Annotated in this window: 11 protein-coding genes; 9 read left to right on the top strand and 2 right to left on the bottom strand. The window is 32.9% G+C overall.

Translation table 11 applies throughout. From position 1 onward, the window contains the following. Positions 1 to 10 precede the first annotated feature (10 nt). The gene (glmM, locus tag C1S72_RS12290) at positions 11 to 1,399 is read left to right on the top strand and encodes a phosphoglucosamine mutase (protein ID WP_104736021.1); all 1,389 of its coding nucleotides are present in this window, start codon (positions 11 to 13) and stop codon (positions 1,397 to 1,399) included. A 26-nt stretch (positions 1,400 to 1,425) separates the two neighbouring features. Next, positions 1,426 to 2,931: an aminotransferase class V-fold PLP-dependent enzyme gene (locus C1S72_RS12285; protein ID WP_162919982.1), complete on the top strand. Its 1,506-nt coding sequence runs from the start codon at positions 1,426 to 1,428 to the stop codon at positions 2,929 to 2,931. A 1-nt stretch (position 2,932) separates the two neighbouring features. On the opposite strand, the gene C1S72_RS12280 is transcribed toward C1S72_RS12285, so the two are convergent. Continuing rightward, positions 2,933 to 3,823 carry a lysophospholipid acyltransferase family protein gene (locus C1S72_RS12280; RefSeq protein WP_104736020.1) on the bottom strand — a complete coding sequence of 297 codons (891 nt, stop codon included), beginning with the start codon at positions 3,821 to 3,823 and terminating at the stop codon, positions 2,933 to 2,935. A gap of 62 nt (positions 3,824 to 3,885) precedes the next feature. On the opposite strand from C1S72_RS12280, the gene C1S72_RS12275 reads away from it, so the two are divergent. Next, positions 3,886 to 4,536 carry a rhomboid family intramembrane serine protease gene (locus C1S72_RS12275; protein ID WP_104736019.1) on the top strand — a complete coding sequence of 217 codons (651 nt, stop codon included), beginning with the start codon at positions 3,886 to 3,888 and terminating at the stop codon, positions 4,534 to 4,536. A gap of 51 nt (positions 4,537 to 4,587) precedes the next feature. Here C1S72_RS12275 and C1S72_RS12270 read toward each other — a convergent pair whose 3' ends face one another. Beyond that, a complete protein-coding gene (locus C1S72_RS12270; protein ID WP_104736018.1) occupies positions 4,588 to 5,715 on the bottom strand; it encodes a TlpA disulfide reductase family protein in 1,128 nt (375 codons plus the stop codon). Positions 5,716 to 5,824: 109 nt separating this feature from the next. On the opposite strand from C1S72_RS12270, the gene mnmE reads away from it, so the two are divergent. The 6 genes from mnmE to C1S72_RS12235 all read left to right on the top strand — a co-directional run bounded on the left by mnmE (position 5,825) and on the right by C1S72_RS12235 (position 12,125). Continuing rightward, positions 5,825 to 7,216, top strand: a complete 1,392-nt coding sequence (gene mnmE, locus C1S72_RS12265) for a tRNA uridine-5-carboxymethylaminomethyl(34) synthesis GTPase MnmE (protein ID WP_104736017.1) — start codon at positions 5,825 to 5,827, stop codon at positions 7,214 to 7,216. Next, positions 7,217 to 7,537, top strand: a complete 321-nt coding sequence (locus C1S72_RS12260) for a hypothetical protein (RefSeq protein WP_104736016.1) — start codon at positions 7,217 to 7,219, stop codon at positions 7,535 to 7,537. A gap of 580 nt (positions 7,538 to 8,117) precedes the next feature. Beyond that, complete coding sequence (locus C1S72_RS12250) at positions 8,118 to 8,303, top strand: hypothetical protein (protein WP_104736014.1); 186 nt, start codon at positions 8,118 to 8,120, stop codon at positions 8,301 to 8,303. 735 nt (positions 8,304 to 9,038) lie between these two features. Beyond that, positions 9,039 to 9,839 carry a type IV toxin-antitoxin system AbiEi family antitoxin domain-containing protein gene (locus C1S72_RS12245; RefSeq protein ID WP_104736013.1) on the top strand — a complete coding sequence of 267 codons (801 nt, stop codon included), beginning with the start codon at positions 9,039 to 9,041 and terminating at the stop codon, positions 9,837 to 9,839. Between the two features lie 163 nt (positions 9,840 to 10,002). Continuing rightward, entirely contained in the window at positions 10,003 to 10,851 is an 849-nt protein-coding gene (locus tag C1S72_RS12240) for a nucleotidyl transferase AbiEii/AbiGii toxin family protein (protein WP_104736012.1), read from the top strand. A gap of 140 nt (positions 10,852 to 10,991) precedes the next feature. Next, positions 10,992 to 12,125, top strand: coding sequence for a hypothetical protein (locus C1S72_RS12235; RefSeq protein WP_104736011.1), 1,134 nt, complete (start codon positions 10,992 to 10,994; stop codon positions 12,123 to 12,125). Positions 12,126 to 12,198 lie beyond the last annotated feature (73 nt).

The following is a 12,198-nucleotide window of genomic DNA, read 5'->3' as shown; positions in this document are numbered from 1 at the left end:
TTTAAAAAACATGACACTTATAAAATCTATATCAGGAATACGAGGCACTATTGGTGGAGCAGTAGGAGAGAACTTAACACCAATTGATGCCGTAAAATTTGCATCGGCTTATGGTGTTTGGTTAAAACAGCAACGAAATAAAGATAATCATAAAGTAGTTGTGGGACGTGATGCTCGAATTTCTGGTGAAATGATTCAGAACTTGGTTATGAACACCTTGGTTGGATTAGGTATTCATGTGGTTGATTTAGGGTTGTCCACAACTCCAACTGTAGAGGTTGCAGTTCCCATGGAACATGCTGATGGTGGTATAATACTAACGGCAAGCCATAACCCAAAACAATGGAATGCTCTTAAATTGTTGAACGAAAAGGGAGAATTTTTAAATGGTGCCGAAGGTGCGAAAATATTAGAAATAGCAGAATCTGATAATATGTCCTTTGCTGATGTTGATAGCTTGGGTAAGATTACTAAAAATCAAGCTTATATCGATATGCATATTGATGAGGTTTTAAATTTACCTCTTGTAAATAAAAAAGCCATAGAAGATGCAAAGTTTAAAGTGGTTGTTGATGGTGTAAATTCAACAGGTGGCATTGCAATTCCATTGCTATTAGAAAGATTAGGTGTTCATCCTGTGAAATTGTATTGTGAACCTAATGGTCAGTTTCCTCATAACCCAGAACCTTTAAAGGAGCATTTAACTGATTTATCTGAAGCGGTTGTAAAAGAACATGCTGATTTTGGAATTGTGGTTGATCCAGATGTTGACCGGTTAGCGTTTATGGATGAAAAAGGCGAAATGTTTGGTGAAGAATATACGTTGGTAGCCTGTGCTGACTATGTACTCTCAGAAACTCCAGGAAATACAGTCAGTAATATGAGTTCCACTAGAGCCTTACGTGATGTTACTGAAAAACATGGAGGTACCTATGAAGCCAGTGCAGTTGGTGAAGTTAATGTTGTTGAACTCATGAAACGAAACAATGCGATAATAGGAGGTGAAGGTAATGGAGGTATAATCTATCCTGAATTACATTATGGTCGTGATGCTTTAGTTGGTGTGGCTTTGTTTTTAAGTCTTTTGGCAGATAAAAAAATGTCTGTTAGTGCGTTACGTGCTTCCTATCCTAATTATTATATGAGTAAAAAGAAAATTCAATTAACTCCATCTTTGGATGTTGATGGTATTCTTAAGACTATGGAGACAAAATATGCACATGAAAATTTAACAACTATTGATGGTGTGAAAATAGATTTTGCCGATAGCTGGGTGCATTTACGCAAAAGTAATACAGAACCAATAATTAGAATTTATACCGAAGCATCTTCACAAAATGAGGCAGATACTTTAGCAGATAAAATTATTTCAGAAATAGAAGCTGTCGCTAATATTTAGTACTTTTGCCTTATAATTTAATAGCCATGATTACTGCAATGTCAGATAGTAAAAAGTCAACAGATTTAGAATCCTATTTCAAAACGTTTAGAAATAACATTATTGGAATTGATCAAGAATTTGAATCGCCTTTTGGTAAGAAAAAAATACTTTATACTGATTGGACAGCTTCTGGTCGCTTATATAGACCCATTGAAGAGAAAATGTGCAATGAATTTGGTCCTTATGTCGCTAATACACATACTGAAACCACAGTCTCTGGAACAGCGATGACAAAAGCGTATCATGAGGCTAAAAACATTATTAAAAAGCATGTAAACTGCAATGATGATGACGTTCTGATTGTTTCAGGTAATGGAATGACAGGTGTTGTTAATAAATTTCAACGAATTTTAGGCTTAAAAATCCCCGAGAATTTGAGTAAACATACTCAAGTACCAGAAGAAATGTGTCCTGTTGTGTTTATTACGCATATGGAGCATCACTCTAATCAAACAACATGGCTCGAAACTATAGCCAAAGTTGTGGTCATTCCTCCAGGTGAAGATGGTTTATTCAGTTTAGAAAATTTAGAAAAACTTTTAGTAGAACATAAAGATTGTACTATAAAAATTGCTTCAATTATTCATGGTTCCAATGTGACAGGCATTCAAAATCCTGTTCACGATGTAGCCGAACTTATGCATAATCACGGTGGCGTTTGTTTTGTAGATTATGCGTGTTCCGCACCTTATGTTAATATTGATATGCACCCTGAAAACGACGACCGAGCATTGGATGCTATTTTCTTTTCTCCGCATAAATTTTTAGGTGGCCCAGGATCTTCAGGCGTATTGATTTTTAATAAGAAGTTGTACAAGAACATGATTCCAGATTGTCCTGGAGGGGGAACAGTGAGTTGGACTAATCCTTGGGGAGAACATAAGTATATCGATAATATTGAGGATCGTGAAGATGGTGGAACACCAGGTTTTTTACAAACTATGCGAACTGCTTTAGCTATTAGGTTGAAAGAACAAATGGGTGTTGACAAAATGCTTAAACGAGAACATCAAATAATCGATTATGTGTTTAAGGCTTTAGGATTAACTGATAATATCAATATCCTTGCAGGTCAACATCAAAATAGGTTGGGTGTAATCTCCTTTTATATTGATGATTTACATTATAATCTGGGTGTGAAACTTTTGAACGATCGTTTTGGAATACAAACTAGAGGTGGTTGTAGTTGTGCAGGTACTTATGGTCATTACTTACTACATGTAGATTATGAAACGTCTCACGAATTGACTCAAGAAATTTCTCTTGGTGAATTAACACGTAAACCAGGTTGGATACGTATGTCTATTCACCCAACTACAACAGATGATGAAATAAAGTATGTTTGTGATAGCATTATTGAACTCGCTCAAAAGCATACAGAGTGGGCTTTAGATTATGACTATGATAAAAGCTCAAATGAGTTTAATCATAAATCATTAAGCGGTAAATCTGAAGCTGATGTAATTATTAAAGATTGGTTTCAATTATAAATTATTGAAATTCTTTTGGTACAATATGTCGATGTTTCCATCTTTTATGTGTCCATAAATAAAATTCAGGCGCTTCGTAAATTTGTTCTTCTACGAGCTTTAAAAACATATCTGTTATTTGATAGTTAGGATATTCTTTAGGATTTAATGCAATAGTTTTGAAAGAGGTTTCATAATAGCCTCTTTTTAAACGTTTTACACCGAAGAATACTACAGCCATATCTAATTTTTTTGATAGCATTTCTGCTCCTGTGTGTACCGGAACTTTTATTCCCATAAATTCTTGCCAGTGAAAGGCTTTATGTGCTTTTGGTGATTGGTCTGATACAAAACCACAGATGGTTAAATCTCCATTAACTTTTGCCTGCATTAAAATTGGAATACTTTCTTTGGTAGTAATTAAATGACTATTGTATTTAGCTCTTATTCTTTTGACTAATTTATCAAAATACTTATTTTCTAATCTTTTATAAATAGCATAGCCTTTAGTTCCTATGTAAGTTTGTAAAATAAATATCCATTCCCAGCTACCATAATGGGCACACATTAAGGCGATACTTTTGTCTTGACTCTCTATATCTTTAAGTAATTGAACATTGGTAAATGTGAACCTTTTTTTCATTTCTTTTTCAGAAATAGTCATGGACTTAATTGACTCTAGAATCATGTCACACAAGTGATGATAAAACTTTTTTCTTATAGCATTAAGCTCATCATTAGATTTATTTGGGAACACTAACCTTAAATTCTCCTTTACCACCGATTTTCTATAACCTACAATATGGTAAAGTATCACAAACAATACATCAGAAAAAGCATAAAGCAATCTAAAAGGTAATATGGATATAAGCCATAAAAAAGGATAAATTAAGATGTAAATAAGAAATTGCATGAATTAATTATAGATTTGCAGGAACAAATATATATTATATTCTATTTATACGTTTACTATTTATGGGCAATTTAAGTTTAGTTACTATTATCATTATAGCTGCAAATGTGATAATCTCGTTTAAGGGATTTAATGATTATGGTTTTTTTGATAAATATAAATTTAATGTTGGAGGAGTTAGACGCGGTGAGCAAATAAGATTGTTTAGTTCAGGATTCTTTCATGTGGATAATGCACATCTTTTTTTTAATATGTTTACCTTATACTTTTTTGCAGATGTTGTTATTGCTTATTTAGGAAACTTTAAGTTTTTAATTGTTTATTTAGGGAGTCTATTATTAGGTAATTTATTGTCTTTGGTGTTTCATAAAAACGAATACCATTATAGTGCAGTAGGAGCAAGTGGTGCCGTTACAGGTATTATTTATTCCGCTATTCTTTTACGTCCGGATATGAGTTTGTATATGTTTTTTATACCTATTCCAATTCCCGCATATATCTTTGGTATAGGTTATTTACTGTATTCCATTTATGGTATAAAAAGACAAATTGGTAATATAGGTCATGATGCACACTTTGGTGGCGCAATAGGTGGATATGTTATCACCTTAATTTTAGCCTCATGGTTATTTAAAGAAAACCTTTTAATGATTGGTTTACTAGCTTTGCCAATTATCTTACTATTTGTATTGAAAAAACTCGGCAAGCTATAAATAAAAAAGCCTTTCTAACTAGAAAGGCTTTTTTTAATTAGTCTTGTTCAATTAATCCAGAAGTTCTGAAATTTTTTGTTCCAATGCGCTACCTCGTAAATTTTTGGCTATGATTTTACCATTTTCATCAAGAATGAATGTAGCAGGTATTGAGTTGATATTATACAATTTTGCAACAGGGTCATTAAAATAATTTAAGTTAGAAACATGATGCCAATTCAAGCTATCTGAAGCAATAGCATTAACCCAAGCGTCTTTAGGATTATTTTGTCTTTTAGTTCCATCAAGAGACACGCCAATAATTTCCAGACCTTTGTCATGATATTTGTTATAAACTTTAACCACATTTGGATTTTCTCTTCTACAAGGTCCACACCAAGCTGCCCAAAAATCAATAATGGTTACTTTTCCTTTAATATCTTGTAGCGAAATAATTTTACCATCTGGATCGGGAGCAGAAAAGTTAGGGGCAACACTTCCAATTTCAGTTGTTAGACTAGCTTCAATTATATCTTTTACTTCCTGGGCAGCACGACTTTTTTTCACTTCATCGGTAAAACTATTTAATATTTCACTGGCTTGTTTAGAATCTATCTTTTTTGATTGCAAAAAGTTCTGAAGCATAAAAACGCTTATAACTAAATCGTTGTTTTCTTTTATAATTTTTATGCTTTCTTGTGTGTTTATTTCAACTAAACTGTCAAATTTCTTTTTAACTGCCTGCATAGTGGCTTTATCATCACTTAATTGAGCTTTTCTATATGTCTCACCTAATGTTTGATTATACTCTCTAAGCGGACCTGTATTATCTCTAAAAGTTTTGTAAATATCATTTTCTTTACTACCATTAATTATTGAGTTGTGTAATTCACCTTCATATAAATTAACTTCAATAGATTTATTCTCAATCATCATAGGTAGAGAACCAGAAACACCATCAATAGTTAAAACAAACATGTCTGGTTGTTTTACGTTCCCTTTGAAAGTTACATTGCCATTACTTACTAACGCAGTATCTAAAACATACGGGTTTTTGGGGTCTACATTAGTTAGTTTAGCAACCTTGCCATTTACTGATTCATCTATACTAGCATTAACAACAAATCCTTCAGGTTTGCTTTCTTTTTCACAGGATACAAAACCAATTACTAAAACTAAAATCAAAAGCTTTTTAATCATAATATCTTTTTTTAGATGTGCAAATATAATAGATAAAGCCAATATGTGATGTTAAGATTAACCTAATAAACAGGAGATTTTTATGCAATCTATTTACTACTTTTGTGGCATGATTCAGAATGATACTATTATTGCATTGGCAACGCCATCAGGAGCTGGAGCCATAGCCGTTATACGCTTATCTGGTATTGATGCTGTCAAGTTAGTATCCGAAAACTTTCAATCAGTTACGGATGGTAAGAAGTTATCTTCTCAAAAAACACATACCATTCATCTAGGGCACATTGTAGATGCTAACAAAACCATGGATGAGGTATTGGTATCGATATTTAAAAACCCCAATTCCTATACAGGTGAAGATGTGATAGAGATTAGCTGTCATGGTTCGCCATATATCCAACAAGAAATAATTCAGTTGTTTTTGCGTAAAGGCTGTAGAATGGCCAATGCTGGTGAGTTTACTTTGCGTGCTTTTCTCAATGGTAAATTAGATTTAAGCCAGGCAGAAGCTGTAGCCGATTTAATTGCTAGTGATAATGAAGCCTCTCATCAAATAGCCATGCAGCAAATGCGTGGTGGTTTTTCTTCTGAAATTGCCAAACTTCGTGAAGAACTATTGAACTTTGCATCCTTGATAGAATTGGAATTAGATTTTGCAGAAGAAGATGTTGAATTTGCAGATAGAACGCAATTCAGGGATCTTATTGATAGAATCATATTTGTGTTAAAACGCTTAATCGATTCCTTTGCGGTTGGTAACGTGATTAAAAATGGTATTCCAGTTGCTATTGTTGGTGAACCTAATGTTGGGAAATCTACCTTATTGAATGCCTTGTTGAATGAGGAGCGAGCAATAGTAAGTGAAATAGCAGGCACAACCAGAGATACTATTGAGGATGAGATTTCCGTTGGTGGTATTGGATTTCGGTTCATTGATACAGCAGGTATTCGAGAAACACAAGATGTGGTGGAAAGTATTGGTATTAAAAAAACCTTTGAGAAAATAGAACAATCGCAAGTAACAGTATATCTTTTTGATAGTGAAAAAGGGATTTCTGATCTCAAGACTATTCAAATTGAAATTGAAAAGATTAAAAACAAATATCCGCAAAAACCTTTATTGATTATTGCCAATAAGATAGATAAGCTAGATGACAACCAATTGGCATCTTTGCAGGAAGCCATTCCAGAGGTAAAACTACTATCAGCTAAAACAGGATTTGGTGTTGAGCAATTAACAAATTCATTATTGAAATTAATTAATACAGGTGCTTTAAGGAATAATGAAACCATTGTAACTAATACACGTCATTATGATGCGCTCCTAAAAGCTTTTGAAGAAATACAAAAGGTAAAACACGGTTTAGATTCTGGATTATCTGGTGATTTAATGGCTATTGATGTTCGTGAGGCTTTATATTATTTTGGGCTTATAACCGGTGAGGTTACCAATGACGACCTATTAGGTAATATTTTTGCTAACTTTTGCATCGGGAAATAAATGAAAAGATACTCAATGGTTATTCAACCAAGTAATTCAGTTATTGAAGAAGTAAAGCAGATGAAAGAATTGTTGGCTTCAAAAATTGGTTGGTATAACAGTAAAAATTCTTTAGCTCATATTACTATAAATGAATTTGAACGAGAAGAAATAGAATTAGAACATATAAACGGTAAGTTAACAAAGATTACTACTTATTTAAAATCTCAAGAAGTTCAGTTTACCAGTTTTGATGTTTTTCCAAATGGTGCTTTCTTTTTGAAACCTAATGTGACTTCAAGACACTATTTAAAAGAAATTATGACTTCGGTTCATCAATAATTTTCATATCCTACAAATATTAAAAGTTACGAACCACATATGTCAATCGGTAGAAGGATTCAACCCGAAAATATTGAAGTCGCAAAAAGTTTATTCTCTAAAAATCCAAACATTAGCTTTATTTGTGATACAATTGCTTTACGCTGTTTCAACGAGGAACGTAAACAATTTCATGTCATCGCTACTTTTTCATTTTTAGGAGAAGAATCACAAGACGCAATACAAGGACTTTTGTTTTAATTACTTAACGTTGTAGTTCGTAAAAAGTAGTCCTGAAATTGAAGTAAGGCTTTCAGTATCGCAGCAGCAGCAATTCAATACGTTTTTTGAATCCGTATAGACTAATACATCAACTTACAGCCCGAAGAGTATATTGCAGCCATAAGGCGATTAGGTTTGATAGCATTTAGGCTAATGATGCTATTCACAGCATTTCGCATTATAGAAGATGATGATGTCAACCAATAAAAGAATGTGAGAATAATGATTTTCAAAATGCGCTAACTATTATTTCTATTTTAGTAAAACATAATAGTAAGTTATTTAATGATTTACCCATTGAACAAAAGCTGTAAAATGTTTGAATTGTAAAGTACGCTTTTTAGAAAGCCTACCCAAGCAATTCAATAGGCAGGAGTATTTAGATTTAGCAACCAAACAAAACATTTCACAAAAATCAGCAGAAAGCTACATCACCAAATTTGTAGAAGCAGGATTAATACATAGAGAAGCTCATAATAGGTATTCAAATCCTACAAAAGCATAAATAAGGAAATTAAGGAAATTGAGTATTTGTTAAAATTGCTTTAGTAAGTTCATATCGTTTTCGATGTCTTACCTTGTCGGCAGTATAATGGTAAGGCACCGTTAAAATTTTTGAAGCCTTGGGAAAAATTTAGGTATTGGGTTATGGTTTTGCGAAGCAAAAATACCTCTCGACAAGGCGTCTTTTCTTTTGGTTCGTTTTCTTTGGACGAGCAAAGAAAATGAATAGAAAACTACAGGGTTATTAATTTAATGACACTAATACTAAAAAGAATTAACTTGCTAATTTACTCTGCATTACATTCAAAAAATCATAATTCATTAAGAATGTAAAATTGTTAATATCTTTTTCTTTTCCTTTACTTGGCTTTTCTTAAATTAGACAAATATCGACAAGTCTAATTTATTCCTATGATAAACTTCGGGGAGCATATAAGGACATTACGAGAAAAACGTAAGTTCAGCGAAGCTAAATCTCGCAACTAATCGCAATGTCATTGCGAACATAGTGAAGCAATCTCAAAATAATGCTACGTCTACGGCTTTGACCATATATGGAATAAATGATATTAAAGAATTTTTACATAAAACAACAGGCCCCATTTTTAGGGTTTATTACAACGTAAAAGGTAATTTGATAGCTGCTTTTTTTGATAATGATGTTGGTTTTTAGTAACTTTACCATTCATGTAACAAAAAGACCTAATTTTTGGGTCTTATCGCTACACAAAAAGAAATGGCAGACAGTGTATACATATCCAAAAATTTAGATGCTAATCAACTTCAGTTCATGAAGTTGCTGGAAGCTCATGAGCTATTATATTTCAACATGCAAGCTATTGAAGAACAGCTCAACCAAAAGTTTGAAAACCTAAACGAAATTCTCGAAAATTTAGTAGATAAGGAATTACTGGTTCGCATAGAAAGAGGCGTCTATGCCTTGAGTAATTATACCAATATAAACGTACTGGCAACCTTTATTGCTAAAAATAGTGCCATTGCCTATTGGTCGGCATTGCATTACCATGGGCTTACAGAACGTTTCCCTAATACAGTGTTTGTAAAAACCACCCAACGGAAAAGAAGTACAGAAATACTGGGCACATCTATAAAATTCGTAACGGTTAAAGAATATAAAAATAAGGGTACAATACAGGAAGGTTATGGTGATAATAGTTTTGCAATAACCGATATAGAAATGACATTGATAGATTGTTTTGACCAAACCCGCTATGCAGGCGATTTTGCAGACTTGATAAAGGCATTTGCTACAGCAAATCTTACCAACAACAAGCTAATTGAATATACCAAAGCCTACAATAATATAGCAGTCACAAAACGATTGGGTTTTTTGGCAGAGGTATTTCACGGTAATAGGCTCAATAGCTTTATCAATTATGCCAAAACACAGGTAAACAAAAAATACAGTTTAATAGATGCAGGTGGTTTACAACAAGGAGAGTTTGTAAGCGATTGGAAATTGCGGATGAACGTTGATTATAATGACCTGTTGCAAATGGCTCAAAATGACTATTGAACTCAATTAACCTTTTTTATTGAAACGAAAATGAGATATTTTGCGTTTAGTTGAAGGTTTTTTTTGAGTTGCATAGCAGCGTTACGGAAAGAAAAAAAAGCGAAAAGTAGGCGTGAAAGAGCCAATTTTTAGCCAATTAGAAAAGTTTAAATGAGTTCATCAAATGATTCTTCAAAAAGAAATAACAGACAAAGCCCAGGAATGGAAAGTGCCTTCAGATACAGTAGATAAAGACTATGCATTGGGACATTTTTTATCGGTATTTGTAAAATACCATAAAGACACCTTGATATTTAAAGGAGGGACGTGTTTGCGCAAGTGTTACATTGAAAACTACCGCTTTTCCGAAGATTTAGATTTTACAGCAGTAAATAAGAATTTTGTGTTGGAACAAAAAACACTGGAAGCGGTGGCTAAAGAAGTAACAAAACAAACAGGTATCCAATTCTTTATAGAACCTGTGAGGCCAGTACTTTTTAAAGACCAACCTAAAGGCTTTCAAGTAAAAATAAAATATTGGGGAGCCAACCATTCCAGGAACCAACTACCACCACCACTCAACCGTTGGAACACCAAAATAAAACTGGAAGTCAGTACCGATGAGCTAATGCTGTTGGATACCGAAATGAGAAACATAATGCATCCGTATTCTGATGAATTAACAGGCGAAAAACAATGTAGTTGCTATAGTATTAACGAAATAGTCAGCGAAAAATTAAGAGCATTGGTTCAGCGTTCATATACAGCGCCAAGAGATTTTTATGACCTCTACCATCTAACACAAGAGTTTGCTAAATCAGATTGGGAAAACATCAAGCCTATATTTCTAAAGAAAATGGAACATAAAAATCTGGAGTACAAAGCACCGGAAGATTTAATAGACGATTCTAAATTGGCCAATGCAGAACGGGCTTGGAAAAATAGTGTAGAGCATCAAATAAAAAAAGACCATCAACCAGAGGCAGATGAAATAATTAAAACCGTAGCAGAACGTATTAAAACTTATTTGTAATTGATTTAAAAATTTTTAAAAATGAGTATTGTAAGTGTTATGATGAAAAAGTTGTTTCTCATAGTATTATGGGAAACACTTATTGAAAGGTTTGGTAATAGTCCAATTGAATATGATGGAATGACATTAAAGTTATAACTATGTCCGAAAAGATTAAAATACTATCACGAGAAGAATTATATAATTTGGTTTGGTCTAAACCATTAACAACTTTAGCCAAAGAATATGCTTATTCAGATAATGGCTTGCGTAAAATCTGTATTAAGCATAATATCCCATTACCCAAATCTGGTTATTGGTCAAAAATAAAATTCAATAAAAAAGTAAAAAAGGAGAAACTACCTAAAGCAAATGAATCTCATGAAATTGAATTATACATTCGTAAAGAAGGTCAAGAATTCATTAATCATCCAAATTCCGAAAGAGCAAAAATCAAACAAGAAATTGAAAATAGTGAATTGCCTTTAGTAGTTCAAGATAGGTTGTCAAAACCTGATGAGTTGATTGTTAAGGCAAGGGAAGATTTGAAAGAAAAACAACCATCAACTTGGGGTACTTCTGAAGGTTTATTATCTACATCATCAGGAATTATTAATCTACAAGTTTCAAAGTCTAATATATCGAGAGCATTACGTTTTATGGATGCTTTTATTAAGCTAATCAAAAAAAGAGGCCATGGTATTAAAGTGACTGATGGAACAATTGTAGTTATCAATGGAGAAAACTTAAAAATTAGAATAAGAGAATTTGTAAAAAGAGAAGAAATCAATGATAACGGTTGGAAACGTTCAGGTTATAGACCAACAGGGGAGTTGTCTTTTCGATTAGAAGATACATATCCTGAAAAAATATGGAGAGATGGAAAAAACTCTCAAATTGAAACGAAGTTATCAACTATACTTGCCACCCTTGAATTAAAAGCTAAAGAGAACAAAGAAAGAAGAATAGAAAGAGAAATTCAGCATAAACTGTGGGAAAAGCAACGCCAAAAGGAAGAAGAATATAAAAAGTTAAAAGAAAACGAATTTAAAGGCTTCGAAAAACTCTTTGGCAAGGCTACTAGATGGCACAAGGCACAATATTTAAGGAATTACATCAGAGAGTTTCAAGAATTTAATGAGAAAAATAATACGTTAGATGAAGAAAAACATCAATGGATAGAATGGGCAAAGGAAAAAGCAGATTGGTACGACCCATTCATTGAAAGAGAAGTAAAACTATTAGAAGATATAGATCGAGACACGTTAAAATCAAAAAAGAATTACTGGTATTAATTAATATAAATAGCAGGTAATAAGGTGTTCGTCAGTTGTTCCATTTTGTTCCATAAAGCATAATCACAAATGC

Origin of the sequence: Hanstruepera ponticola (assembly GCF_002940745.1) — a bacterium.
Lineage (GTDB): Bacteria > Bacteroidota > Bacteroidia > Flavobacteriales > Flavobacteriaceae > Hanstruepera > Hanstruepera ponticola.
This window is presented reverse-complemented; position numbering and strand designations above follow the sequence as displayed.

Coding starts and splice junctions, on each gene's coding strand:
- glmM (WP_104736021.1), top strand. CDS start 11: ATGACACTTATAAAATCTATATCAGGAATACGAGGCACTATTGGTGGA.
- C1S72_RS12285 (WP_162919982.1), top strand. CDS start 1,426: ATGATTACTGCAATGTCAGATAGTAAAAAGTCAACAGATTTAGAATCC.
- C1S72_RS12280 (WP_104736020.1), bottom strand. CDS start 3,823: ATGCAATTTCTTATTTACATCTTAATTTATCCTTTTTTATGGCTTATA.
- C1S72_RS12275 (WP_104736019.1), top strand. CDS start 3,886: ATGGGCAATTTAAGTTTAGTTACTATTATCATTATAGCTGCAAATGTG.
- C1S72_RS12270 (WP_104736018.1), bottom strand. CDS start 5,715: ATGATTAAAAAGCTTTTGATTTTAGTTTTAGTAATTGGTTTTGTATCC.
- mnmE (WP_104736017.1), top strand. CDS start 5,825: ATGATTCAGAATGATACTATTATTGCATTGGCAACGCCATCAGGAGCT.
- C1S72_RS12260 (WP_104736016.1), top strand. CDS start 7,217: ATGAAAAGATACTCAATGGTTATTCAACCAAGTAATTCAGTTATTGAA.
- C1S72_RS12245 (WP_104736013.1), top strand. CDS start 9,039: ATGGCAGACAGTGTATACATATCCAAAAATTTAGATGCTAATCAACTT.
- C1S72_RS12240 (WP_104736012.1), top strand. CDS start 10,003: ATGATTCTTCAAAAAGAAATAACAGACAAAGCCCAGGAATGGAAAGTG.
- C1S72_RS12235 (WP_104736011.1), top strand. CDS start 10,992: ATGTCCGAAAAGATTAAAATACTATCACGAGAAGAATTATATAATTTG.